This is a genomic window from Corticibacter populi (assembly GCF_004217315.1).
GTDB lineage: Bacteria > Pseudomonadota > Gammaproteobacteria > Burkholderiales > Burkholderiaceae_C > Lampropedia > Lampropedia populi.
The window spans coordinates 1,097,016-1,121,054 of sequence record NZ_SGWR01000001.1; the positions used below are offsets into that span (position 1 = coordinate 1,097,016).

Annotated in this window: 18 protein-coding genes; 9 read left to right on the forward strand and 9 right to left on the reverse strand. The window is 65.4% G+C overall.

Annotated elements, in window-relative coordinates; translation table 11 throughout:
• Window positions 1–57 precede the first annotated feature (57 nt).
• The 5 genes from EV687_RS05000 to EV687_RS05020 all read right to left on the reverse strand — a co-directional run bounded on the left by EV687_RS05000 (window position 58) and on the right by EV687_RS05020 (window position 4,977).
• Window positions 58–879: a TFIIB-type zinc ribbon-containing protein gene (locus EV687_RS05000; RefSeq protein ID WP_122226720.1), complete on the reverse strand. Its 822-nt coding sequence runs from the start codon at window positions 877–879 to the stop codon at window positions 58–60.
• Window positions 880–938: 59 nt separating this feature from the next.
• On the reverse strand, window positions 939–1,463 hold the full coding sequence (locus EV687_RS05005) for a phosphoribosyltransferase (protein WP_122226721.1): 525 nt from the start codon (window positions 1,461–1,463) through the stop codon (window positions 939–941).
• A gap of 84 nt (window positions 1,464–1,547) precedes the next feature.
• Window positions 1,548–2,978 (reverse strand): adenylosuccinate synthase, encoded by a 1,431-nt coding sequence (locus EV687_RS05010; RefSeq protein WP_122226722.1) that lies wholly within the window; start codon window positions 2,976–2,978, stop codon window positions 1,548–1,550.
• Between the two features lie 215 nt (window positions 2,979–3,193).
• A complete protein-coding gene (locus EV687_RS05015) occupies window positions 3,194–4,360 on the reverse strand; it encodes an ATP phosphoribosyltransferase regulatory subunit (RefSeq protein WP_122226723.1) in 1,167 nt (388 codons plus the stop codon).
• Window positions 4,361–4,452: 92 nt separating this feature from the next.
• On the reverse strand, window positions 4,453–4,977 hold the full coding sequence (locus EV687_RS05020) for an Lrp/AsnC family transcriptional regulator (RefSeq protein WP_122226724.1): 525 nt from the start codon (window positions 4,975–4,977) through the stop codon (window positions 4,453–4,455).
• A gap of 140 nt (window positions 4,978–5,117) precedes the next feature.
• Between EV687_RS05020 and glmS the strand changes: the two genes are divergently transcribed.
• A complete protein-coding gene (gene glmS, locus EV687_RS05025; RefSeq protein WP_122226725.1) occupies window positions 5,118–7,010 on the forward strand; it encodes a glutamine--fructose-6-phosphate transaminase (isomerizing) in 1,893 nt (630 codons plus the stop codon).
• A 160-nt stretch (window positions 7,011–7,170) separates the two neighbouring features.
• On the opposite strand, the gene parC is transcribed toward glmS, so the two are convergent.
• The gene (gene parC / locus EV687_RS05030) at window positions 7,171–9,612 is read right to left on the reverse strand and encodes a DNA topoisomerase IV subunit A (protein ID WP_122227228.1); all 2,442 of its coding nucleotides are present in this window, start codon (window positions 9,610–9,612) and stop codon (window positions 7,171–7,173) included.
• Between the two features lie 362 nt (window positions 9,613–9,974).
• On the opposite strand from parC, the gene hpxO reads away from it, so the two are divergent.
• The 5 genes from hpxO to EV687_RS05055 all read left to right on the forward strand — a co-directional run bounded on the left by hpxO (window position 9,975) and on the right by EV687_RS05055 (window position 15,070).
• Window positions 9,975–11,132, forward strand: a complete 1,158-nt coding sequence (gene hpxO, locus EV687_RS05035) for an FAD-dependent urate hydroxylase HpxO (RefSeq protein WP_122227230.1) — start codon at window positions 9,975–9,977, stop codon at window positions 11,130–11,132.
• 132 nt (window positions 11,133–11,264) lie between these two features.
• Window positions 11,265–12,005, forward strand: a complete 741-nt coding sequence (locus EV687_RS05040) for a GntR family transcriptional regulator (RefSeq protein ID WP_122226726.1) — start codon at window positions 11,265–11,267, stop codon at window positions 12,003–12,005.
• A gap of 282 nt (window positions 12,006–12,287) precedes the next feature.
• Window positions 12,288–13,313, forward strand: a complete 1,026-nt coding sequence (locus EV687_RS05045) for an ABC transporter substrate-binding protein (protein ID WP_122226727.1) — start codon at window positions 12,288–12,290, stop codon at window positions 13,311–13,313.
• 118 nt (window positions 13,314–13,431) lie between these two features.
• Window positions 13,432–14,280: an ABC transporter ATP-binding protein gene (locus tag EV687_RS05050; RefSeq protein WP_122226728.1), complete on the forward strand. Its 849-nt coding sequence runs from the start codon at window positions 13,432–13,434 to the stop codon at window positions 14,278–14,280.
• 22 nt (window positions 14,281–14,302) lie between these two features.
• A complete protein-coding gene (locus EV687_RS05055) occupies window positions 14,303–15,070 on the forward strand; it encodes an ABC transporter permease (protein WP_122226729.1) in 768 nt (255 codons plus the stop codon).
• 124 nt (window positions 15,071–15,194) lie between these two features.
• Here the strand turns inward: EV687_RS05055 and EV687_RS05060 are convergent, their stop codons facing one another.
• The 3 genes from EV687_RS05060 to EV687_RS05070 form a co-directional block, all read right to left on the reverse strand.
• Window positions 15,195–15,596, reverse strand: a complete 402-nt coding sequence (locus EV687_RS05060; RefSeq protein WP_122226730.1) for a BLUF domain-containing protein — start codon at window positions 15,594–15,596, stop codon at window positions 15,195–15,197.
• Window positions 15,597–15,820: 224 nt separating this feature from the next.
• The gene (locus tag EV687_RS05065; RefSeq protein ID WP_122226731.1) at window positions 15,821–16,852 is read right to left on the reverse strand and encodes a porin; all 1,032 of its coding nucleotides are present in this window, start codon (window positions 16,850–16,852) and stop codon (window positions 15,821–15,823) included.
• Window positions 16,853–17,026: 174 nt separating this feature from the next.
• The gene (locus tag EV687_RS05070) at window positions 17,027–17,968 is read right to left on the reverse strand and encodes an isopenicillin N synthase family dioxygenase (RefSeq protein ID WP_242612516.1); all 942 of its coding nucleotides are present in this window, start codon (window positions 17,966–17,968) and stop codon (window positions 17,027–17,029) included.
• Window positions 17,969–18,912: 944 nt separating this feature from the next.
• Here EV687_RS05070 and EV687_RS05075 point away from each other — a divergent pair.
• The 3 genes from EV687_RS05075 to EV687_RS05085 all read left to right on the forward strand — a co-directional run bounded on the left by EV687_RS05075 (window position 18,913) and on the right by EV687_RS05085 (window position 23,910).
• Complete coding sequence (locus EV687_RS05075) at window positions 18,913–19,941, forward strand: ABC transporter substrate-binding protein (RefSeq protein WP_122226733.1); 1,029 nt, start codon at window positions 18,913–18,915, stop codon at window positions 19,939–19,941.
• A 33-nt stretch (window positions 19,942–19,974) separates the two neighbouring features.
• On the forward strand, window positions 19,975–20,943 hold the full coding sequence (locus EV687_RS05080) for an isopenicillin N synthase family dioxygenase (protein ID WP_122226734.1): 969 nt from the start codon (window positions 19,975–19,977) through the stop codon (window positions 20,941–20,943).
• Window positions 20,944–21,333: 390 nt separating this feature from the next.
• Entirely contained in the window at window positions 21,334–23,910 is a 2,577-nt protein-coding gene (locus EV687_RS05085) for an EAL domain-containing protein (protein ID WP_122226735.1), read from the forward strand.
• The last annotated feature ends 129 nt before the right edge of the window (window positions 23,911–24,039 follow it).

Genomic DNA, 24,039 nt, shown 5'->3' on the forward strand with positions numbered 1-24,039 from the left:
CCCTGCAACGCCGCAGCGCCATCCGTGCGGCGCGCATCACGCATCCATCAGCGCCTCTCAGCGCAGCAGGCGGCCGATGGTGCGCCAGACCAGTTCCAGCCCGGTGGACCAGAGTTCGTCCTCGAAGAGTCCGCCACTTAACGGCTCGTGGCGGCGTTCCTGGGCCCTGCGCCGGTGCTCCATGCGTACCCGTTCCTGCGCAACCAGTACCTCCGCGGAGGTCTCGGCCGCCTGGGGCGCCATAGTGGTGGAAGCGCCTGGCTCCACGGCGGATACGGATCCGCCTGCCGCACCCTGGTAGCGGGCCAGCGCCTGCTCGACCGCCTGCGGATCCAGCAGCGAAAAGGCCGAGCGGCAATACGGGCACGCATGGTCGCGGCGCAGATCAACAGCCGCGCCGCAACTGCTGCAATGGATCACCCGCACCTGCCGCGCCAGCGCATGGATCTCGGCGCCATTCAGGTGGCGCACGAAGCCTTTCTCGACCATGAACGAGGCGAAAGTGCTGAAGCGGCCATGCCGCTCAGGACATCGGTAGACCACATAGACCCCGCTCTTGGTGCGGTCGGCGCCACGCTCCAGCGCCTCGGGCCCGCGCGGGCAGCGCATGCGCTCGCGCAGCGGCTGATGGGGCTCGTCGCGGTGTGCGTGCAACGTCTTGAACAGCGCGAGGATGGAGGCGGGCGAGAGCTGCAGGCTCTCGCGATGGTCGAACCAGATGCCGTGGCAGGCAAAGCACAGATCGAGTTCGAGCGGCTGGCCCTGGTTGGACTCCAGCTCCAGCACCTCCATCGCCGCACCGCAGGAAGGACAGGCGGCACCGACAGTGGCAGAGGGGGCGGGAGTGGCCGCCACACGGGTACTGTTGCGCGTGTCCATGGATGATCCTGGCGGCGTGCTGGTTCAGGCGCGCAGCGCTGCTGCTGCTGCGGCGGCGCTCACAGGCTCCACTTTTTCTCGAGCTGCTCCGGCGTCATGTTGTCGTAATGCTCGAACGGCTGATGGATCCACGGATTGGTCGGCAGGTGCTCGACCGAATACTCGGCCTGGAAGGTCGAGACACCCTTGGTCCAGATCACCCCGGTGCGCAGTTCGGTGATCGGCGGGTACTCCTCGCGCAGCATCTTCACCACGGCCGCGAGGGTGTGGCCCGTGTCGGCCAGGTCATCGACCAGCAGCACGCGCCCGGCCACCTGGCCTTTGGGCGTGGTGATGTACTTGGCCAGGTCCAGGTGCCCCTGCACGGTGCCAGCCTCGGCGCGGTAGGAACTGGTGGACATGATGGCCAACGGCTTGTCGAAGATGCGGCTGAGGATGTCACCGGGCCGCATGCCCCCGCGCGCCAGGCACAGGATGATGTCGAACTGCCAGCCGGAGCGGTGCACCATCAGGGCCAGCTTCTCGACCAGCACATGGTATTCGTGGTAACTGACATACAGGTGTTTGCCATCTTCGGTCAGCATGGGATGTCCTCGTGGTGTAAGGGGTGACGAAGGGCGGATCGGAACCCGCCTCTGGGGTCTTGTGGCCTGCCCGCGCTCAGCGGTTCAGACGCTCAGGCCGTATTCGAACGGCTTGTGGCGCAGAATGGTGTGGTCGCGGTCCGGGCTGGTGGAGATGATGGCTACGGGCACACCGGTGATGGCCTCGATGCGCTCGAGGTAGTGCCGCGCATTGGCCGGCAGCTTGTCGTACTCGGTCACACCCACGGTCGATTCGCTCCAGCCGTCGATCGTTTCGTAGATCGGCTTGCACTCGGCAATGTCGTCGGCACCCAGCGGCAGGATGTCGATGCGGCGGCCATCGAGCTCATAGCCCACGCACAGCTGCAGCTTGTCGAGGCCGTCGAGCACGTCGAGCTTGGTGATGCACAGGCCCGTGAGGCCATTGACCTGGGCGCTGCGCTTGAGCAGCGCCGCGTCGAACCAGCCGCAGCGGCGGCTGCGGCCGGTGGTCACCCCCTTTTCGGCACCGACGGTGCTCATGTGGTAGCCGGGCGTGCCGGGCTTTTCCCATTCCAGCTCGGTCGGGAACGGACCACTGCCCACGCGGGTGCAATAAGCCTTGGTGATGCCCAGCACGTAATGCAGCAGCTGCGGGCCCACGCCGGCGCCGGCAGCGGCATTGCCGGCCACGCAGTTGCTGGAGGTCACGAACGGGTAGGTGCCGTGGTCCACGTCCAGCAAGGTGCCCTGCGCGCCTTCGAACAGCAGGTTCTCGCCTTTCAGGTGCGCCTCGTTGAGTTCCACCGAAACGTCGGCGATCATGGGCCGCAGCCACTCGGCGTGGCGCATGGCCTCCTCGTAGATCGGCTCGAACTGCAGCTCGCCATTCTTCACATAGGGCTGCAGGTTCTCGGGCACCGGCGTCTCGGCCGAGTGCAGCAACTCGGTGAGCAGCAGGTTATAGAGGCCCAGCAGTTCCTTGAGCTTTCTGGCGAAGCGGTCGGGATGCAGCAGATCCTGCACGCGCAGCGCGCGGCGCGCCACCTTGTCCTCGTAGGCCGGGCCGATGCCGCGCCCGGTGGTGCCGATCTTCTCGCTGCCGCTCTTTTCCCGGGCCAGTTCGCGCATCACGTCCAGATAGGCGTGCGGAGGCAGGATCAGCGGGCAGGCCTCGCTCACGCGCAGGCGTTCGCGCACCTTGACGCCCGCCGCTTCCAGGCCGGCGACTTCCTCGATCAGCTTGGCCACCGAGACCACCACGCCATTGCCGATGTAGCACTTGACGCCCGCGCGCATGATGCCGCTGGGCACCAGGTGCAGGGCCGTGCGCACACCATTGATGACCAACGTGTGGCCGGCGTTGTGTCCACCATGAAAGCGCACCACGCCCTGGGCGCTCTCGGTCAGCCAGTCGACCAGCTTGCCCTTGCCTTCGTCACCCCACTGGGTGCCGACCACCACTACATTGCGGCCTTTGGCCTGGGTTGCCCGTGCCGCAGTCCCCGCAGCTGTCGCAGTTGCCGTTGTATTCATGTCGAAATCCGTCCAAACAAAGAAAAACCTGAAAATCCGCCCAATCCGCTCACGCGCCCAGCACGCGGCAGGCCTGCGCGGCCCATGTCATGTGGCGATGGCCAGTGTCTGGTTGCACAAGTCCTGCCGCATTCAAACCGCCTTGCAGCCGGGGCGCAGGACGTTTTCGGTGCGACGCAAACTTATGCAACCGGACACCAGGGCCATCACGCCGTTCATTGGGAATGTGCCTGCAGGGGATGAACCCGCCAATTGCCGTCTTCGTGCACCAGTTCGCGATCGCACAGAAATTCATCGACCTCGGAGGCATGGCCGGGCAAGGCGCAAATCACCGTCTCGCCAGCCTGGCGCAGGCTGCGGATCAGCGCGCCCAGCGCCCCATCCTCGGACCAGGGCGCGCGAATGGCGGCCTGTAGCGGCCGCTGGGCGGCCACGCTGACCAGTTGCTTGATATCGAGGCTGAAGCCCGCCGCCGGGCGGTTCCGCCCGAAGGCCGCGCCCACCTCGTCGTAGCGACCGCCGCGCACCAGCGCATCGGTGCATCGGTCAGCGTACATGGTAAAGCGCAGGCCGCTGTAGTAGGCGTAACCCTGCAGGTCGGCCAGATCGTAGCCAACGGCGGCATCCGTACCCATCCGCGCACCGATCCACTCGAGCTCGCCCAGCACCTTGAGCGCCTGCGGGAAATGCGCTAGGCGCGCGCGCGCCGCTTCCAGCACTTCGGGACCGCCATAAAGATCGAGCAGGGCCATCAGGCCCTCGCGCGACGCGGCGGGAAAGGTTTCGGTGAGCTGTGCCAGTGTCGAGGCGTCCTTGGCTGCCAGCGCCGCATGCACGGCGCGCAGCGTGTCCATGCCGACCATCACGCCGCCCATCAGGCTGCGGGCGATGCGCACGTCGCCCATCACCACCATCGGGTTGCTGACGGCGGCCTTGCGCAGGCAGTCGAGCGCCAGCGAGAGGGCCTCCAGATCGGCTTCGAGGCCGTCATGACCGTAGATCTCGGCACCGAACTGCAGCGGCTCGCGTGAAGCATAGGGGCGCTCGGGCATGGTGTGCAGCACCGGGCCGCAATAACACAGGCGCGCCACGCCGGCGCGGTTGAGCAGATGGGCATCGATGCGGGCGACCTGCTGCGTGCTGTCGGCGCGGATGCCGACCGTGCGCCCTGAGAGCTGATCCACCGTCTTGAAGGTCTGCAGATCGAGGGCCTGGCCGGTGCCGGTGAGCAGCGACTCCAGGTACTCCATCAGCGGCGGAATGACCAATTCATAGCCATAGGTGGCTGCCACGTCGAGCAGGCTGCGCCGCAACTCCTCCATGTGGCGTGCCTCTGACGGCAGGATATCGGCAATGTGGTCGGGCAGGACCCAGGCAGACATGGCGGACGGGGATGGCTGTTAAAAACGCTATTCTACAGATTCATGGCGGCCGGCCGATGAAGCCGCCGCGCGGGTCCGCGCCCTGCCCCACCTCAATCGGCAACCGCTATGGCGCTGGCCGCAGCATCCACCGCGGCAATCGGCATCCGTGTGGAGAATTTGGCCCGCCGCGTGACGAAATAGGTCTTGACGTTGCGCACATTGGCATCCTCGCCAAACAGGCGTTGCGCCAAAAACTGGTAGGCCTGCATGTCGGCCACCTGCACGATCAGCACGAAATCCGGCCCCGACGACACCCGCCAGCACTGCTGCACGCCGGCCTCGACCACGGCCCGTGCCTCGAAAGCCTGCAATGCTTCCTGCGACTGGCGGTCCAGGCTGATCTCGGCGACGCAGGCCAGCGGTTGGGGCGCACCCGTGCAACGCGCCAATGCTTCGGGGTCGAGGATGGCCACCTCCTTCTCCAGCACGCCCAGTGCACGCAGGCGCCGCGTGCGGCGCAGGCAGGTAGCCGGCGAAATGCCAAGCTGCGCGGCCCGTTGCTGGTTGCTCTGGCTGGCATCCATCTGCAGTTGTTCAAGCAGACGGATGTCAATGGTGTCGAAATTTTCATTCATAGATTATCAATCAATGAAATAAATGATTGGACCTGCATTTTTTTGCAATTTTATTTCATGTAAAACCCATTTTTGCAAGCACATATTCCGCCAACCACACTAGCATCCAGACCTCATGCAACCAGTTCAGGAGTTTTGCGATGTGTGGAATCGTCGGCGGCGTCTCCCGCCAGGATGTGGTGCCAGTGCTGCTGCAGGGTCTGCGCCGGCTTGAGTATCGCGGCTATGACTCGTGCGGCCTGGCCGTGCACATGGCCAGCCTGAACCCGGCCTCGGGTGCCGGCCTGCACCGCACCCGCAGCACCGCGCGGGTGGCCGAACTGCAGGCCCAGGTACAGGCCGAGAACCTGCACGAAGCCACCGGCATTGCCCACACGCGCTGGGCCACGCATGGCGAACCCTCGATGGCCAACGCCCACCCGCACTTCAGCTTCGGTCCCGGCCAGCGCGAGGCCTTTCCGCCCGAATCGGTCGCGCGCGTCGCGCTGGTGCACAACGGCATCATCGAGAACTACGAGGAACTGCGCCGCGCGCTCGAAGCCAGGGACTACCGTTTCTTCAGCGACACCGACAGCGAGGTCGTCGCCCACCTGATCGACAGCTGCTACAACGGCGACCTGTTCGAGGCCCTGCAGGCGGCCATCGCGCAGCTGCGCGGCGCCTATGCGCTGGCCGTGATCCACCGTGACGAGCCGCACCGCCTGGTGGGCGCGCGCGCCGGCTCGCCGCTGGTGCTGGGCGTGGCGGCCGAGCAAGGCGGCCACTTCGTCGCCAGCGATGCCATGGCGCTGGCCGGTGTGACCGACCAGATCGTCTACCTGGAAGAAGGCGACCTGGTGGACCTGCAGGCCAGCCGTTACTGGATCTGCGATGCCGGGGGCCGCGCCCTCACGCCCGAGCAGCGCCCGGTGCAAACCGTGCAGGCTTTTGCCGCCGCCGTCGAGCTCGAACCCTATCAGCACTACATGCAAAAGGAGATCTTCGAGCAGCCGCGCGCCCTCTCCGACACGCTCACCGACGTGCTCGCCATCAGCCCCGAATTGTTCGGCGACGGTGCCTGGCGGCGTTTTCAGGAGATCGATTCGCTGCTCATCCTCGCCTGTGGCACCAGTTACTACAGCGGGCTGGTGGCCAAGTACTGGATCGAGGCGCTGGCGCGCATCCCGGTACAGGTGGAGATCGCCAGCGAGTACCGCTACCGCGAATCGGTGCCCAACCCCAAAGCGCTGGTGGTCGTCATCAGCCAGTCGGGCGAGACCGCCGACACGCTGGCCGCGCTGCGCCATGCCAAGGGGCTGGGTCACACGCACACGCTGACGGTGTGCAACGTCGCCACCAGCACCATGGTGCGCGAGTGTGCGCTCTCCTACATCACCCGCGCCGGCGTCGAGATCGGCGTGGCTTCCACCAAGGCCTTCACCACCCAGTTGGCAGGCCTGTACCTGCTGACACTGGCGCTGGCGCAGACCAAGGGCAGCCTGGACGACGAGACCATCAACGACCACCTGCAGCAGCTGCGCCACATCCCCAGCGCCGTGCAGGCCGTGCTGGCGCTGGAGCCGCAGGTCATCAGCTGGGCGCAATCCTTCACGCGCATGGAGAACGCTCTCTTCCTCGGCCGCGGCATGCACTACCCGATCGCACTCGAAGGCGCGCTCAAACTCAAGGAAATCAGCTACATCCACGCCGAGGCCTACCCTGCCGGGGAACTCAAGCACGGCCCGCTGGCTCTGGTGACCAGCGCCATGCCGGTGGTGGTGGTGGCGCCCAACGACGCGCTGCTGGAAAAGCTCAAGAGCAACATGCAGGAAGTGCGCGCGCGCGGCGGCGTGCTCTACGTACTGGCCGATGCCGAGACCAACATCACCAGCGACACCGGCACCCACGTGATCCGCATGCCCGAGCACTACGGCCTGCTCAGCCCCATCCTGCACGTGGTGCCGCTGCAGCTGCTGGCCTACCATACCGCCCTCGGCAAGGGCACCGACGTGGACAAGCCGCGTAATTTGGCCAAGAGCGTGACGGTCGAATGAGCGCGGCCCAGCGAGGCGGCACAACTCAGCCTGCCACAACGGCCGAGCTCAAACCCGGCACATCCCGGGAAGCCGCGCTGCACGGCGCACGACGCATGGCGCTAAAACGACGGTCACCAGCGTGCTCGCCAGCACCGGGAATCTCCCGTCGTGCGGCAGCTCACAGCACCCGCGTGACCGCATTCGGCTTGAAGCCGAAGTCGCCTTTCTTGCCCTTGTTGGCGCGCTTGCCCTGCGCGTTGTTGAGGCTGCGAATCTCCAGCGTTTCCTCGCGCTCCTTGCCGCCGCGGCCGATGCCGGCGATGCGCACGCTGCGCGTGTAGGCAGCGGCACCGGCCAGTGCGTCCTTGGGCTCGAGGTCCAGCAGTACCACGCCACGGCCGCCATTGGCCAGTTGCTTGACGTCGCCGATGGCGAAAGTGAGGATGCGCCCGCCGGTGGAGACGGCGCAAACGTGGGTGGCGGCGGGCAGTTCCACCGAGGCTGTGCTGCCCTCCGCATGCGAGGGCGCGCACAGGGTCTCGCCTTCGCCCACGCTGATGAAGGCCTTGCCGGCCTTCTGGCGCGAGACCATGTGGGCCACCTTGGAAAGAAAGCCGTAGCCGCCCGAGCCCGCCAGCAGCAGCAGCGCCTCGGCCGGGCCGGCGAAGTAGTGCACGAGGTCGGTGCCCTTTTCCAGCTCGATCAGGGTGGTGAGCGGCTGGCCATCGCCGCGCGCGCCGGGCAAGGCCGCCACCGGCACCGAGTACACGCGGCCATTGCTGCCGAAGGCCAGCAGCGTATCCACGGTGCGGCATTCGAAGGTGCCATAGAGCGCATCGCCAGCCTTGAAGGCAAAGCCCTGCGCGTCGTGGCCGTGGCCGGTGCGCGCACGCACCCAGCCCTTTTCGGACACCACCACGGTGACGGGCTCGTCCAGGACCTTGACTTCGGCAACGGCACGTTTTTCCTCCTGGATCAGGGTGCGGCGTGCATCGGCGAATTCCCTGGCATCGGCCTCGATTTCCTTGACCATCAGGCGCTTGAGGCTGCCGGGGTTGGCGAGGATGTCCTCGAGCTTCTGCTGCTCGCCGCGCAGTTCGGCGAGTTCCTGCTCGATCTTGATGGCTTCGAGCCGCGCCAGTTGGCGCAGGCGGATTTCCAGGATGTCCTCGGCCTGCCGCTCCGAGAGGTTGAAACGCGCCATCAGCGCGGCCTTGGGCTCGTCGCTGGCGCGGATGATGGCGATCACCTCGTCGATATTGAGCAGGATGAGCTGGCGGCCTTCGAGGATGTGGATGCGGTCGAGCACCTTCTCCAGGCGGTGCTGGCTGCGCCGCGTGATGGTCTGGCGACGGAAGTCGATCCACTCTGCCAGCACCTGTCGCAGCGATTTCTGCATGGGCCGGCCGTCGATGCCGATCATGGTCAGGTTGATCGGCGCGGAGGTCTCCAGGCTGGTCTGCGCCAGCAGCGTGGCAATCAGCTCCTGCTGCCCGGTGCGGCTGCTCTTGGGCTCGATCACCAGGCGCACCGGCGCATCCTTGCTGGATTCGTCGCGCACGCCGTCGAGCACGGACAGCACGGTGGCCTTGACCTGGGTCTGCTCCTGCGTCAGGGCCTTCTTGCCGGCCTTGAGCTTGGGATTGGTGAGTTCCTCGATTTCCTCGAGGATCTTGCGCGCACTGACGTTGGGTGGCAGTTCGGTCACCACCATCTGCCACTGGCCGCGCGCCAGTTCCTCGATGGTCCAGCGCGCCCGCACCTTGAGCGAGCCGCGCCCGCCCTGGTAGGCCGCGGCAATGTCGTGCGCCGGGCTGATGATCTGGCCGCCGCCGGGGAAGTCCGGCCCCGGAATCAGGGTGAAGAGTTCCTCGTCGGCCAGCTTCGGATTCTTGATCAGCGCTACCGCGGCGTCGGCCACCTCGCGCAGGTTGTGGCTGGGAATCTCGGTGGCCATGCCCACCGCAATCCCGCTGGCGCCGTTGAGCAGCGTGAAAGGCAGGCGCGCCGGCAATTGAGCAGGCTCCTGGAACGAGCCATCGTAGTTGGCCACGAAATCCACCGTGCCCTGGTCGATCTCCTCGAGCAGCAGGCGCGTGATCTTGGCCAGCCGTGCCTCGGTGTAGCGCATGGCGGCAGCGCCATCGCCATCGCGGCTGCCGAAGTTGCCCTGTCCGTCGATGAGCGGGTAGCGCTGGCTGAAATCCTGTGCCATGCGCACCAGCGCGTCATAGGCGGCGCTGTCGCCATGCGGATGGTACTTGCCCAGCACGTCGCCGACCACGCGCGCGCTCTTGACCGGCCTGGCAGCGGTGTTGCCGCTGTAGCCCAGGCCCATCTGGTCCATGGTGTAGAGGATGCGGCGCTGCACGGGCTTCTGACCATCGACCACATCGGGCAGCGCACGGCCCTTGACGACCGAAAGCGCGTACTCCAGATAGGCGCGCTGCGCATAAGCAGCCAGCGAGGAACCATCGTCATCGGTGATGGCCGGCGCCGCGCTGGCAGGCGGTGGCAGAGCGCCATCACCAGCGCCACTGCCGATGCCATCGAGGTGTTCGGGCGATTCGGTCGTCGAAGCGTCTGCGGATACGGAGTCGGGAGTGATATCGGTGGACATGGGCAATTCAGACTGGCGCGGCACCTGCATCGCATCGGCAGGGAGCGGCGAAATTCGATTGAAGAACGGCTGGCATTGTAGGGCGTGTCATCGTCGCCGCCCCGACCCCGCTGGCTGGCTCGGACTGGGCCGCCATTCTGCCGCCACACACGCGGCAGATCAGGATGCAGCCGATTACGGCACGATTCTTGTATACGATTTACCGGCACCATTTCACAACCTGCTGCGCCATCGTGTAACAGGCCGGCCGCCCCGCGCCACCGTCGCGCCAGGGCGGCCGGCTCCACGCCCATCCTCCCAAGCGTTTTCGCTGCGGATGGGCCATGGCACAACGATGGCGCGGGCATACAAGGATGAAAAGCATGAAGATCACCATCATTGGCGCAGGCATGGGCGGCCTGAGCGCCGGCATCGCACTCCAGCGTCTCGGCCATGACGTGCAGGTCTATGAGCGCGTCACCGAAATCAAACCCGTGGGCGCCGCCATCTCGCTGTGGTCCAACGGCGTCAAGTGCCTCAATTACCTGGGGCTGGAGCAACAGATCGCGGCACTGGGCGGCCGCATGGATTTCATGGCATACGTCGATGGCGCTTCCGGTGAAACCATGACGCGTTTCAGCCTCGCACCGCTGGTGCAGCAGGTCGGCCAGCGCCCCTACCCGGTGGCGCGCGGTGCATTGCAGAACATGCTGCTGGAGGAATTCGGCCCGCAAGACGTGCACCTGGGCATGGCCCTGGCGGGAGTGGAAGACGATGGCGCGCAGGTCACGGCCGTCTTTGCCGATGGCAGCCGTGTCAGCGGCGACCTGCTGATCGGCGCGGACGGCACCCACTCCACCGTGCGCGCCCACGTGCTGGGCAGCCAGCCCGAGCGCCGCTATGCCGGCTACGTCAACTGGAACGGGCTGGTCGAGATCGACGCGGACATCGCACCGGCCGACCAGTGGACCACCTTCGTCGGCGAAGGCAAGCGCGTCTCCGTCATGCCCATTGCGGACCATCGCTTCTATTTCTTCTTCGACGTGCCGCTGCCCAAGGGACTGCCCAATGAAAAGGAGCAATACCAGGCCTTGCTGAAGACGTACTTCAAGGGCTGGGCGCAGCCGGTGCAAAGACTGATCGAACGCATCGACCCGCAGGCCACCAACCGCGTCGAGATCCATGACATCGAGCCGTTCATGCAATGGACCCGGGGCCGCGTGGCGCTGCTGGGCGACGCGGCGCACAGCACCACGCCCGACATCGGCCAGGGTGGCTGCCAGGCCATGGAGGATGCCGTGGTTCTGGCCATGGCGCTGCAGACCAACACCCTGGGCGTCGAGGATGCACTGGTGCGCTACCAGAACCGCCGCAACCAGCGCACTGCCGAACTGGTGCTTCGCGCGCGCAAGCGCTGCGACATCACCCATGCCAAGGACCCGGCTGTCACGCAGACCTGGTACGACGGATTGTGGAAGGAAGGTGGCGACAAGATCATCCATGGCATCGTCGCCAACATCGACGGCAACCCGCTGGGCTGAAGCACCGTATCCAGACAGCCTGTTCAAGGAGGGGCTGGCGCCAGCAGTCCATGGCCGGCCCATGCCGTCCATCCGATCGGGCGGCACACGGCTTGCTTGCCGGAGGTGCATACCATTGCCCCCCGCCACCCCATGTCCAGCACCTACCCGCACGCATCTTCCACCAGCATCATCGCCAATGCGTTGACGCAGGCCATCGTCGAGCAGCGCCTGCGTCCCGGTGCCAAGCTCACCGAACAAAAACTCGCCGCCAGCTTCGGCGTCTCTCGCACCTTGGTGCGCCAGGCCCTGCTGCAACTGGCGCAGCAGAAGCTGGTGACGCTGGAGCCGGCGCGTGGCGCCTTCGTGGCCAGTCCTTCGGTGCAAGAAGCCCGCGAGGTCTTTGCCGTGCGGCGCATGCTCGAAGGGGCGATGATGCGCCAACTGGCCGCGCAGATCACCGCCACGCAGCTGCGCGCACTGCGGCTGCATGTCAAGCGCGAGCAGGCGGCGCTGGAAGGGCGCAATGTCCAGGGGCGCACTGAACTGCTGGGCGACTTCCATGTGCGCATGGCCGAAATGCTGGGCAATGAGGTGCTGGCCCAGATGCTGCGCGAACTGATCTCGCGTTGCGACCTGATCACGCTGATGTACCAGAGCAGCAGCGCTGCCGCCCATTCGCACGACGAACACAGCCTGATCGTGCAGGCGCTGGCCAGACGGGATGCCGAACTGGCCGCCCGCGTGCTGGACGAACACCTCGAACATGTCGAGGCCAATCTGAGCTTGGATGCACCGCGCCGCACCACCCGTGGCCGCCAGGCCGCCGGCCAGGACGAAGTCCAGGCTCAAGTCCAAGCGCAAGCCAAGGGACAAGAACCTGTTCAAGGGTGAACTGCATGCAATCTGCCTGAACGAGATTGCACCAATACAAGGCAGACCTCCTTATAAACGCCCCATCAATGCCATTTTGCACACTGAATTGCACCATATTGATGCATTCATGCCTTGTGCATCGGTGCTCTGGCCGTCGCGCACAACGCATTGAGGCAACCAACACACCGGATTGATTGCATACAATTTTTCTGCCGACCGCTCATATCCAGAACAGGCATTGATCTTGCGTAAGCGAGTGCAACCGGATTTTTCCTCCACCCTTGCCCTCAGGAGCCTGCCATGGACAAACGCTTTTTCATCAAGACCGCCCTGCTGATGGTCACTGCCACGAGCTGGGGCCTGGCACAGGCGCAGACCACGCCGATCAAGTTCCAGCTCGACTGGCGTTTCGAGGGGCCAGCGGCCTTCTTCACGCATCCCGCCGCCAAGGGCTACTTCAAGGAAGCCGGGCTGGACGTCAGCGTCGACGCCGGCAACGGCTCGGGGGGCGCCGTCACCCGGGTGGCCTCGGGCTCCTACGACATCGGTTTCGCCGATCTGGCGGCGCTGATGGAATTCCACGCCAACAACCCCGATGCTCCGACCAAGCCGGTGGCGATCATGATGGTCTACAACAACACGCCCGCCTCGGTCATGGCGCTGAAGAAGAGCGGCATCACCACGCCGGCGGATCTCAGCGGCAAGAAGCTGGGTGCGCCGGTGTTCGATGCCGGTCGCCGCGCCTTCCCGCTGTTTGCCCAGGCCAACGGCATCACCAACGTGAGCTGGACCTCCATGGACCCACCGCTGCGCGAGACCATGCTGATCCGCGGCGACATCGACGCCATCACCGGCTTCACCTTCACCTCGCTGCTGAACCTGGAGACACGCGGCGTCAAGGCCGCTGACGTGACCGTGCTGCCCTACCCCGACTATGGCGTCAAGCTCTACGGCAACGCCATCATCGCCACGCCCAAGCTGCTCGCCGAGAAGCCCGAAGCCGTCAAGGCCTTCCTGGCCGCCTTCGCCAAGGGCGCCAAGGATGTGATGGCCGATCCGGCCACCGCCATCGAATCGGTCAAGGCGCGCGACGGCCTCATCAACTCCGAGCTGGAGACACGCCGCCTCCAACTCGCCATCAACACCGTGGTCAATACCGACGACGCACGCCGCGAAGGCTTTGGCCAGATCGACGCCGCGCGCCTGGCGCTGATGGCCGAGCAGGTCAGCACCACCTTCGAGACCAAGACCCCGGTGGACCCGGCCGTGGTGTGGGACGGCAGCTTCCTGCCGGCCGAGGCTGCGGACGTGCTGCCCAAGCCCTGAGGCCGATGCCGCGTGCCCGTGCGCCTGGCATGCCCGGCCTGCGTGCGCGGACCGGCCCTTGCCGGCCGTCGGCATGTCAGCGCCGCCCTTCAGCCTTTACCGCCCATGAGGACTCCCGATGAGCACTGCAACAGCCTCCCGCCCCTTCGTGGATTTCCGCGATGTCTGGCTCGCCTACAACGAAGAGCTGCTGGCAGCCAACCAGTTCGCCGTCGAAGCCATCAACCTGCAGATCCAGGAAGGTGAATTCATCGCCATCGTCGGCCCGTCGGGCTGCGGCAAGTCCACCTTCATGAAGCTGACCACGGGCCTGCGCATGCCCTCGATCGGCAAGATCCGCATCGACGGCCAGCCCGTCACCGGGCCGCTGAAGATCTCCGGCATGGCCTTCCAGTCGCCCTCGCTGCTGCCCTGGCGCACCACCGTGGACAACGTGCTGCTGCCGCTGGAGATCGTCGAGCCCTACCGCAGCAGCTTCAAGAAAAAGCACAAGGAATACGTCGAGCGCGCGCGCCGCCTGTTGCAGAAGGTCGGCCTGGCCGGCTACGAGGACAAATACCCCTGGGAGCTCTCGGGCGGCATGCAGCAGCGCGCCAGCATCTGCCGCGCGCTGATCCACGAACCCAAAATGCTGCTGCTCGACGAACCCTTCGGCGCCCTCGATGCCTTCACGCGCGAGGAGCTGTGGTGCATCCTGCGCGACCTCTGGACCGAGCAGAAATTCAACGTCATCCTGGTCACGCACGACCTGCGCGAATCGGTGTTCCTGGCCGACACCGTGTATGTGATGAGCAAGAGCCCCGGCCGCTTCGTCGTCAGGCGCGAGATCGAACTGCCGCGCCCGCGCGAACTGGAAGTGACCTACACCAAGGAATTCACCGACATCGTGCTGGAGTTGCGCGGCCACATCGGCGCCATCCGCCAGGGCGCCCATGTCACCGGCGAAAGCCCGGTCATCAGCCAGTGAGACGCCGCAAGGAGCACATGCCATGAAAAACCGCAAACTGTTCGAGACCTGGTCGCCGTGGATCCTGCTGGTGGTCATCCTGGCGCTGTGGCAGATCATCTGCTCGGCGCTGAACATCTCCGAATTCATCTTCCCGAGCCCGATGCGCATCTGGGAGCAGTTCTGGGAGTACAAGACCGTGATCGCCGGCCACGCCTGGCGCACCTTCTGGGTGACCATGGCCGGTTTTGGCATCTCCATCGTGGTGGGCGTGCTGCTGGGCTTTCTGATCGGCTCATCACGCCTGGCCTATGCCGCGGTCTATCCGCTGATGACGGCCTTCAACGCGCTGCCCAAGGCCGCCTTCGTGCCCATCCTGGTGGTGTGGTTCGGCATCGGCGTGGGCCCGGCCATCCTCACCGCCTTCCTGATCAGCTTCTTTCCCATCATGGTCAACATCGCCACCGGCCTGGCGACACTGGAGCCCGAGCTTGAGGACGTGCTGCGCGTGCTCGGTGCCAAACGCTGGGACGTGCTGATGAAGATCGGCCTGCCGCGCTCGCTGCCCTACTTCTTCGCTTCGCTGAAGGTCGCCATCACGCTGGCCTTCGTGGGCACCACCGTCTCGGAGATGACCGCGTCCAACGAGGGGATCGGCTACCTGCTGATCTCGGCGGGCTCGTCGATGCAGATGGGCCTGGCCTTCGCCGGCCTGATGGTGATCGGCGCCATGGCCATGGCCTGCTACGAACTCTTCAGCCTGGTCGAGAAGCACACCACCGGCTGGTCGCGTCGCGGCTCGCAGAGCTGAAGCCTGCCGCGGGGCCTAACCCCCGGTTGCCGCACCAGAGCGGCTCGCCCAAAAGGGAAAGGCAAAGGTAAAGGCAAGGGGGATGCATGATGGCATCCCTCTTGCTTTTTTGTCGCGACCCCTGTCAGGCCATATCCAGCTTGCACTGGATTTCCTCCAGGTACCCCAGAGCGGTATCCGCATCCCGCTCCAGCAAGGGAGCCAGCACGGCACTGTCATCGAGCAATGCAAAGGCCATTGACCAGCCCGCATAGCGCCGCGGCGACTGCAGCGGCTGGTGGATCAGCGGCATGAACCCCTGGTGGCGCGGATCCATCATCAGGCGCCCGATCAACTGGCCCAGCGGGCCGGCCGGTCCTTCGAGATACTGGCAGAAATGCTCGCCATCGAACACCAGCACACCAGTGATGTCGTGCTCCGCATTGAAGCGCCGGGCGGTGCGGATGATGTCGCTGACACAACCAGCGTCCTGGCCGTCGGCCAGCACACTGTGATAGAAGAAGCACTCCAGTGCGGGGGATGACATGCTGCGTGCTCCGTCAAGATGGACCGGGGCGCCGGCTGGCGCCTCCTGTTCGACATTCTAGTGACGCCAAGGTCTCGGGACGTTCGATCTACCGACAACAGGCACAAAAATGCGCCAACCGGCACAGGGACCGGTTGGCGCAAACATGCAGGAAAAGCGAGGCGGCCTTCAGCTCATCGAATCACGCCGCCGGGCACCCCTCTTGGGCCATGCAAACCTCAAAATCAGAAGTTGTGGCGCAGGCCCACCGCATAGCTGGTGCCGCTGTTGGTGCCGGTGAAGCGGTCATGCATCACCACGGTGTAGAGATCGGTGCGCTTGGAGAACGGGTAGTCGTAGCCCACGGACAGGGTCTTGCGCTTGAGGTCGCTGCTGGCGCCCGGGTCATAGTTGGTCTGAGCATAGGAAGCCAGCAGCTTGCCGGCCCCCAATGGCACACTGGCGCCCACCTGCAGGGTGCCGGCATCATCGCCGTCGATGGCCATGTCATCGGCGGCGCCATAGCTCAGGAAAGCCTTGACGAACTTGAAGTCATAGGCGCCGCCGATCATCCAGTCGCTGGTCTTGAAGGCACGCGCACTGACATTGGGATTGGTCAGCTCGGCCTGCTCATAAAAGCCCGCCAGCGTCAGCGGACCGCTGAAGTAGGTGGCGCTGATGGCCGCGTTGTTCTTGTTGTCATCCGGCGACGACAGATTGCTGAACTGGTAGTGCAGGTTCACGGTCAGGCCGCCAAGCTTGGGCGTGCTGTAGACGACCTGATTGCTCCAGCCCGTATCCGCCTGCGCCGTCTTGACGTAGCCCGGCACGTTGGTCATGTCCATGTGCTGGATCAGCGGCGAGAACGCGAACGAGGCACCGAACGGGTTGACCAACAGCGAAGGCACGAAGTTCGGCGAGCTGCTGCGGCCGAGCTTGAGGCCGCCGAAACCGCCACTGAGACTGACGTTGGCATCGCGCGCATAGGTCGTGTCGCCATTGAAGCGGCCATAGGAGCCGCTATCCATGCGGATGAAGGAGCCGAAGGCGAAGCCGGCCTTGAGGCCGTTGCCCAGATCCTCGGTGCCGGAGAAGCCCAGCCACGAGGTGGTCATGCCGCCGCTGCCGACCTTGCTCAGACGATCGGTGCCGGCATACTTGATCGAGCCGACATACATGTCGGCCGTGCCGCTGATGGTGACGCTGCTTTGGGCCAGGGCCGCAGTGCTGGTCAGCAGCAAGGCGATGGCAGCAGGCACGAGCGATTTTTGAAACATAGTGAACTCTCCATGAGTGGGGGCGGGAAAACAATCCTGCCAAGCGTGGCTCAAGCCAGCCGGGCTGGCGATTTTGTATGCAGTTTCTGTGCCAGAAGACAGCTGCGGGCGCAAGTGCTGCCGGAAGCCACTCGCACCCCTTCGCCAAGGCACGAACAGCCCCCTGCAAGCGGTTCAATACTTGGTGAAATTCGCCATGATGCGTTCGCGCAGGTAATCGCCGCCCGTGATTGGCGGGTACTTCTTCTGCGGACCTTCGATGACCGCCTCTTCATTGGCCTGGCAGAAGAAGGCGATGCTGTAGCGCGGCCCCAGGTACTCATCCGCACGCGGGCAGCGCACGCGATGGAAGTTCGAGGGCAGCACGTCATCGCTCCAGCGCATCAGCATGTCGCCGATGTTGCAGGTGATCACGTCGTCGGCAGGCTCCACGCTGGTCCATTCCTGGCTTTCCATCTCCTTGCCTGGCAGCACCTGCAGGCCGCCCTGGCCCTGGCGCTGGAACAGCAGCGTCAGCGTATCGAAGTCGGTGTGCGCACCGGCGCGCCAGATGCCGGGCTGGCCCTGCAGCGAACCGGCGTCCACCCCAAAGTAGTGCAGCATGCGCAACGTGCTCTGGTAGCCGGGGGAGGCGGGGTCGTGCGCCTTGTCGAAGAAGTCCGGCGCAAAACCCAATTTGTATGCAAAACACGAAAGAATCCGCATGCCCACATGCCAGCAGGCCGACTCGAACGCCAGCACGCCGTCCTTGAATCCGGGCAATTCCTGCTCGCTCGGCCACAGGCCTTCCATGCGCGGGAGCGTGACCTGGTAGGACTCCTTCTGGTCCGGCGTGCGCGTCGACGGCCGCACCTGCGCCCGGCTCTCCCAGCCGGCATTGCGCTTGAGCGGCCACTGCGCCTTCACCGCCTCGGGCTGCGCGAAAAAGCGATCGGCCAGCACAAAGGCACCGCGCACCTGCTCCAGCGGGATGCCATGGTTATAGACCTGGAAGAAGCCGATCTCCGTGGCGGCGTTCCAGAGTTGCTCGGCAATCTCCTCCTTGCGACTATCGAAATCGGAGAGGTCGATGCGACGCACCTCGCGGCTGAGGCTTTCATGCCCCATCGCACCCATGCGCGATTCCTTCTCCAGTTCGACGAGTGAATAGGCATCCGCGCCCTGGCCCGCAGACGGGGATGGTGCAGGCGTGTGCCCGGCGGCCTGTTCGGAGGTTTGCTCGAGTGTTTGATGGCGGTTCATGCGTGATGTCCTCTGGCTTGGCAGGAGGTGGTGGCCGTCGCTGCCGTTCTTGAAGTTGCGATCCTGCGCCTGCCGGCAGCCGGACTCTCGGCCGGCCTCCCCGCACGCGCAGCTTCAAGAGCAATGACCCGCCGCCGCACCTCAGGAGCAAGGGATAACGGCCGACTGAACGCTTCTACTCTTGCCACCGGCCATGCAACTTCCAGGCCAGCCCGCCATTTCTCTCTCTGCCCCCGCCTCTTCTTTCCTTGTGCCCGGCAAGTCCGCCGATGCCACGCACCAAGCATGCGCATGCTCGCATCGATTTGGTGCCAATTCGTAACATCGGTGCGAGGTCTGTTCACCCATGCTCGTCCACACCCCTATCCGCACATCGAACGCCCTCCGTCCTGGCACAGTCATTGCTTGACGGCTGGCAAGAGTAGAAGCGTTCAGCGCGGCGGTCCTTCAGAACCTGTTCACGGCCCCGGCGCCCGGAAATTGCTCGATGTCCCATGTCCTGTTCGCAGGACCGGCAGGTAGGCGCACGCGCGCCGCAGTGCTGGTTTCTGCCGGCTGGAATGTCCAGAAATCCGGGAGATCCATCGATGACGCAACGCCCAACGCTCCTTGGCACCGCGGTCCTGCAAGCCATGGCCGCCAGCCCCGCTCCATCCCCATGCCTTTCGGCCCGCGGTGATGGAAGCTGCCATGCTCCGCCGCACGCAATCCCGGGCTGAACCTCGCTTTGGCAGGCCACGACTGGCGCGTTGGCAAGCCGACCCGTCCCCCTTCGCCTTCTCCACCCTCGCTCATTCCATTCTTAAAAGGAATTCCCCATGAAGCGCCGCTCCCTTCTCCAGGCCGCCAGTGTCATCTCCGCGCTCTCGCTGAGCCCCTTCGGCATCCTGCGCGCCCAACGCAAGACCCCTTTCAAGTTCAACCTCGGCTGGAAGTTCGAGGCCTCCGGTGCCGGCTTCTTCCTGGCCAAGCAACGCGGCTATTACGACGAGGCCGGCCTGGATGTGACCATCGACTCGGGCAATGGCTCCACGGCCGCCATCAGCTTGGTCGCCAGCGGCGCCTATGACGCCGCCTCGGCCGACCTGGCCTCGATGATCGAATTCAACGTCAAGCACCCGGAAGCCGGCCTCAAGGCCGTGGCCATGCAGTACGACCTCAACCCCAACGCGCTGATCGTGCGCAAGGGCGGGCCGATTGCCAAGCCTGGCGATTTCGCCGGCAAACGCATCCTGGGGCAGCCCTTCAATGCCTCGCGCAAGCTGTTTCCGGTGTTCGCCAAGGCCCAGGGCTTCGATCCGAGCGGCGTGGTCTGGGAGAACATGGATCCGGGCGTGGGCGATACGCGCTTCGCGCAGGGCGACTTTGACGCCGCCGCCTATTTCTATTTCACCGGCCTGCTCAATCTCAAGGGCCGGGGCGTCGATCTCGATACGCTGCAGGTCTATCGCTACTGCGATTACGGCATGAAGTCCTATGGCAATGGCCTTGTTGCCAACCCCAAGTCCATGGCCAACGCCGAGGCCATGAAAGCCTTCGTGGCGGCATCGACGCGTGGCTGGCTCGACGCCATCGCCGACCCTGCAGCAGGCGGCGCCGCTGTCAAGCAGCAGGAACCGCTGGCCAACCAGGCGCTGGAGACCGAGCGCCTGCAGCTCATCACCACCGGCACCATGCAGACGCCGGATACCACCGCCAACGGCTGGGGTGCGGCCACGCCGGAACGCGTGCAGGCCACCATCGATGAGACGCTCGACGCCTTCGGCCTGCAGGCCATGCTGCGCCCTGCCGACATCTGGGATGATGCCTTCCTGCCGCCGCTGGAGGTGCGCAAGCTGCGCGTCTGAACCCGCAGACCCGTTCCACACCGGAGTGCCTGGATGTCCATCCCCGTCATCGATCTCGCCGGGGCGCTGCGGCCTGGCGATGCCCACCATGCACGCAGCGCCGAAGTGGCGGAACAGATCCGCTCTGCCGGCGAGGCGGCCGGGTTCTTCTACATCGTCAACCATGGCCTTGATGCCGCACTGATCGCCCGGCAGTTCGATGCCGCCAAGGCCTTGTTCGACCTGCCCGAGACAGACAAGGAGGCGATCTCGCTCGCGCATTCGCGCGCCGCGCGTGGTCACGAGCGCATTGGCGCGCAGACGCTCGATGCCAATGCCCGGCCGGACGTCAAGGAGAGCTTCTATTGCGGCATCGAGTATCCCCCTGACCATCCCTATGTCCAGCGGGGCTACTACTCGTACGGTGCCAACCAGTGGCCCGCGCAACGGCCCTGGATCGCCGCGCAAAGCCTGGCCTATACCGGCGCCATGTGCGCGCTGGCGCAGCGGCTGATGCAATTGCTTGCGCTCTCGCTGGGCCTGCCTGAAAGCCATTTCGACCACATCCACGCCAGCCCGATGGTGACGCTGCGCATGATCCGCTATCCGGCCCACCCCGCCGATGCCGACGAGCGCACCTTCGGTGCCGGCGCGCACACCGACTGGGGCGCCATCACCCTGCTGGCGCAGGACGCCTGGGGCGGACTGGAAGTGCAAATGCCCGACGGCACCTGGACCGCGGCCACGCCACTCGAGGGTTCGCTGGTCATCAACCTGGGCGACATGATTCCGCGCTGGACCAACGGCCGCTACCACTCCAACCCGCACCGGGTGCGCAACACCCGTTCGGGCGGCGCGCCCCGCTACGCCATCCCGTTCTTCTACACCCCTGATTACATGGCGCGCATCGAAGCCGTGCCCGGCAGCGTGCCGGACGGCGCGGCACCGCTCCATCCGCCCTGCACGGTGGGCGAGCATCTGCAGGAGATGTACCGCAAGACCTACGGCGTTCAAGCCGCCTGAGCATGGACACGGCCATGCCCTCCACCATGCGGGTCTTCTTCAACCTGTTCTGCCGCGACATCAAGGCCCCGTTGGCCTTCTGCCAGGGCCTGCCGGGGCAGCATGGCCCCACGCAAAGATCGTGAACAGGTTCTTACGCCACCTCTTCACGCGAATGGCAGGCCGTGCCGGAATATCCCGAAGGCCAGGTTTTCCGCGTCAGCAGTGCGCTGGAGCTGGCCTAGCCAGACCAGGGCCTAGTGCGCCCCGGTCGCTGTCCCATCCGCTTTTCCTGGATAATCGCCATCCATCTCCCGGGCCTGTTGCCACCCTGCGCCAGGCCCAGCGCCGCCGCCCCACCCGGATCAAGCCCCGTACACCTGCCAGCCTCCACATGGCCACCTCACCGCCATGAATGACTTCACTGCCCACAGGGGGCTTTCCAAGCCACCGGAGGCCATCGATCCATCGACCTGCGAGGCACACCGCCAGCGCATGGGCATCGATGCCGAGACGGCCGCGCTGCTGCATCGGCTGCAGCCCTTTTTCCAGCGCTACGGGCGTGATCTCGTCGATGGCTTCTACCGGCACTTCGCCAGTGCTCCGGAACTGCAGCCGCTGATCGGCGACGAGGCCACGCTCGAGCGCCTCAAGCAAGCCCAGTTCGACTACTTCCAGGAGCTGTGCTGCGGCCACTACGGGTCGGCGTATTTCGAAAAACGTGCCCGCATGGGCCGCGTGCATGCCGACATCGGCCTCTCGCCCAGCTGGCACCTGAGTGCCTATGCACATTACTTAGAGCAGATGCTGCCGATGCTGGCCCGCCAACTGGGTGAGGCCTCACAGCCGCTGATCCCCGCGCTGCAAGCCCTGCTCAAGATCATGCTGCTCGACATCGAGCTGGCCATCAGCGCCTACATCAAGCAACGCGATGCCATCATCGGCGAGCTGCACGACTACCGCACGGTGTTTGCGCAACTGCCGTTCGCCACCATGGTGATCGACCAGGATCTGGTGGTGCATTTCGCCAACCAGGCCTTCGAGAAGCTGTTCGACATCGCGGTGCTGGACATCGAGGGCCAGGCGCTGGGACGCTTCATGGACTGTCCCGACCTGGCCCGCCTGACGCAGCAGGTCCGGCCCAAGCAGCAGTTCGAGGCCTTCACCTGGCTGTCGTGCCTGAATCGGCCGACGCCCGCGCGCTACCCCGTCAACCTCTGCATCAGCCTGTTGCCGGGCGTGCCGGCCGACCAGCGCCGCCTGCTGCTGGTGATCGAGGACCAGCGCCACCGCATCCAGCTCGAATCGGAACTGCAAAAGGCGCAGGCGGCCGCCGGCGTCGGCAGCTGGCGCATCAACATGCTCGACGACAGCCTGCTGCTGAGCCACGAGGCGGCCGACATCTACGGCCTGGGCCCGGCCACGCCGATGACGCTCAAGGCCTTTCTCGGTCTGGTGCACCGCGCCGACCGGCGCGCGCTGCGGCAGGCCTGGCGCAAGGCCCTCAGGGGCGAGCCGCTGCTCTTCGAGCACCGCTTCCGGCGCAATGGCCAGGAGCACTGGATGGAGGTGCGCGGCCAGGTGGCGTTCGAGAAGATCTTCCAGGTGCCCATCAGCCTCTCGGGCATGGTCCATGACATCACCGAGCGCAAGCAGTCGGAGGCACAGATTCACCAGCTGGCTTTCTACGATCCGCTGACGGGCCTGCCCAACCGGGCCATGGCGCTGCAGCAGTTGCACAGCTGGCTGGCCCACCATGGCAGCGACCGCCTGGCCGGGCTGCTGTTCATCGATCTGGACCACTTCAAGAACATCAACGACTCCAAGGGCCATTCAGTTGGCGACCAGGTGCTGGTCGACGTGGTGCGGCGCCTCGCCCAGGTGCTGCGCCCGAACGAGATGCTCACGCGCATCGGCGGGGACGAATTCGTGGTGCTGCTGCACAACACCGAGCGCAGCGCCGCCAGCGCCACCGCCCGGCGTCTGCTCGGCATTCTGGAGCAGCCGGTGATCCACCAGCAGCAGCGCCTCTCGCTGGGCATGAGCATCGGCATCGCGCTGTTTCCCAGCGATGGCCGCAGCGCCGAGGACCTGCTCAAGCACGCCGACATCGCCATGTACAGTGCCAAGCGCGCCGGTGGCAACAACTTCGCCTTCTACCACCCGGACATGAGCCGGGACATCGAGCGCGCCACCTTCCTGCAGGGCAAGCTCGAGCACGCGCTGCAGCATGGCCTGCTGCGCGTGCATTACCAGCCCATCATCGCACTGCGCCACAGCCAGGCCAGGCGCATGCAGGGCGCCGAGGCGCTGCTGCGCTGGGATGACAGCGAGTGGGGCTGGATCAGCCCGTCCGAATTCATCCCGCTGGCCGAGGCGCGCGGGATGATCCACCGCGTCGGCGACTGGACACTCTCGGAAGTCTGCCGGCAGATCCGCCGCTGGAAGGACGCCGCCCTCAGCCCCAACGGGCGCATCTCGGTCAACATCTCGGCCCAGCAGATCGAGCGCGTGGACTTCGTCGACCACATCTCGCGGCTGGTGCGCAATGCCGGCATCGCGCCGGCCGATCTCGAACTGGAGCTGACCGAGCGCGTGCTCATCAAGAATCCGCAGGCCGCCTGGCAGGTGGGCCAGGAGCTGAGCGCGCGCGGCTTCCTGCTCTCGATCGACGACTTCGGCACCCACTATTCGTCGCTGGAGCAGCTGCAGCGCATACCGGCGCAAAAGCTCAAGCTGGACATGGTCTTCATCCGCGACATGCTCAAGAGCCCCAAGCACTTCAAACTGGTGCAGTCCATCATCCGCATGGCCCACAGCATGCAGATGCGCACCGTCGCCGAAGGGGTCGAGAACGTCCAGCAGGCGCTGGCGCTGGCGGAGATGGGCTGCAACCAGGCCCAGGGTTTCCTGTTCAGCCGCGCACTGGCGGCCGACGAGCTCGCAGATCACTGGCTGATGCCGGCGTTCAGCCGCACCCAGCATTGAGCGCCTGTGAATGCGGGTAGAATGCCCCGCAATGTGCACCGCCTCCGCTCCCCACTGCTCAGAAGCTGCCCGCCTGCCGGCGGGATCGCTGGTGGCATCGGCGCTGGCATGCGCCGATGGCCAGACCTG